This is a genomic window from Citrobacter youngae (assembly GCF_003818115.1).
GTDB classification, from domain to species: domain Bacteria; phylum Pseudomonadota; class Gammaproteobacteria; order Enterobacterales; family Enterobacteriaceae; genus Citrobacter; species Citrobacter youngae.
The window spans coordinates 1-1,722 of sequence record NZ_RPOI01000045.1 but is presented as its reverse complement, the minus strand read 5'-3'; the positions used below and the strand labels follow the sequence as shown (position 1 = coordinate 1,722).

Here is a 1,722-nt window from a genome sequence, read left to right as displayed (position 1 = left end):
AATTTATCAGACAATCTGTGTGGGCACTCGAAGATACGGATTCTTAACGTCGCAAGACGAAAAATGAATACCAAGTCTCTGAGTGAACATACGTAATTCATTACGAAGTTTAATTCACGAGCATCAAACTTAAATTGAAGAGTTTGATCATGGCTCAGATTGAACGCTGGCGGCAGGCCTAACACATGCAAGTCGAACGGTAGCACAGAGGAGCTTGCTCCTTGGGTGACGAGTGGCGGACGGGTGAGTAATGTCTGGGAAACTGCCCGATGGAGGGGGATAACTACTGGAAACGGTAGCTAATACCGCATAACGTCGCAAGACCAAAGAGGGGGACCTTCGGGCCTCTTGCCATCGGATGTGCCCAGATGGGATTAGCTAGTAGGTGGGGTAACGGCTCACCTAGGCGACGATCCCTAGCTGGTCTGAGAGGATGACCAGCCACACTGGAACTGAGACACGGTCCAGACTCCTACGGGAGGCAGCAGTGGGGAATATTGCACAATGGGCGCAAGCCTGATGCAGCCATGCCGCGTGTATGAAGAAGGCCTTCGGGTTGTAAAGTACTTTCAGCGAGGAGGAAGGTGTTGAGGTTAATAACCTCAGCAATTGACGTTACTCGCAGAAGAAGCACCGGCTAACTCCGTGCCAGCAGCCGCGGTAATACGGAGGGTGCAAGCGTTAATCGGAATTACTGGGCGTAAAGCGCACGCAGGCGGTCTGTCAAGTCGGATGTGAAATCCCCGGGCTCAACCTGGGAACTGCATCCGAAACTGGCAGGCTAGAGTCTTGTAGAGGGGGGTAGAATTCCAGGTGTAGCGGTGAAATGCGTAGAGATCTGGAGGAATACCGGTGGCGAAGGCGGCCCCCTGGACAAAGACTGACGCTCAGGTGCGAAAGCGTGGGGAGCAAACAGGATTAGATACCCTGGTAGTCCACGCCGTAAACGATGTCGACTTGGAGGTTGTGCCCTTGAGGCGTGGCTTCCGGAGCTAACGCGTTAAGTCGACCGCCTGGGGAGTACGGCCGCAAGGTTAAAACTCAAATGAATTGACGGGGGCCCGCACAAGCGGTGGAGCATGTGGTTTAATTCGATGCAACGCGAAGAACCTTACCTACTCTTGACATCCAGAGAACTTGGCAGAGATGCTTTGGTGCCTTCGGGAACTCTGAGACAGGTGCTGCATGGCTGTCGTCAGCTCGTGTTGTGAAATGTTGGGTTAAGTCCCGCAACGAGCGCAACCCTTATCCTTTGTTGCCAGCGGTTCGGCCGGGAACTCAAAGGAGACTGCCAGTGATAAACTGGAGGAAGGTGGGGATGACGTCAAGTCATCATGGCCCTTACGAGTAGGGCTACACACGTGCTACAATGGCGCATACAAAGAGAAGCGACCTCGCGAGAGCAAGCGGACCTCATAAAGTGCGTCGTAGTCCGGATTGGAGTCTGCAACTCGACTCCATGAAGTCGGAATCGCTAGTAATCGTGGATCAGAATGCCACGGTGAATACGTTCCCGGGCCTTGTACACACCGCCCGTCACACCATGGGAGTGGGTTGCAAAAGAAGTAGGTAGCTTAACCTTCGGGAGGGCGCTTACCACTTTGTGATTCATGACTGGGGTGAAGTCGTAACAAGGTAACCGTAGGGGAACCTGCGGTTGGATCACCTCCTTACCTTAAAGAAACGTTCTTTGTAGTGCTCACACAGATTGTCTGATGAAAA

At 52.9% G+C, this 1,722-nt stretch carries 1 rRNA gene; it reads left to right on the top strand.

The features are described from left to right. The first annotated feature begins 131 nt into the window (after window positions 1-131). Window positions 132-1,673: ribosomal RNA gene (locus EHN13_RS23640) — 16S ribosomal RNA — on the top strand. The last annotated feature ends 49 nt before the right edge of the window (window positions 1,674-1,722 follow it).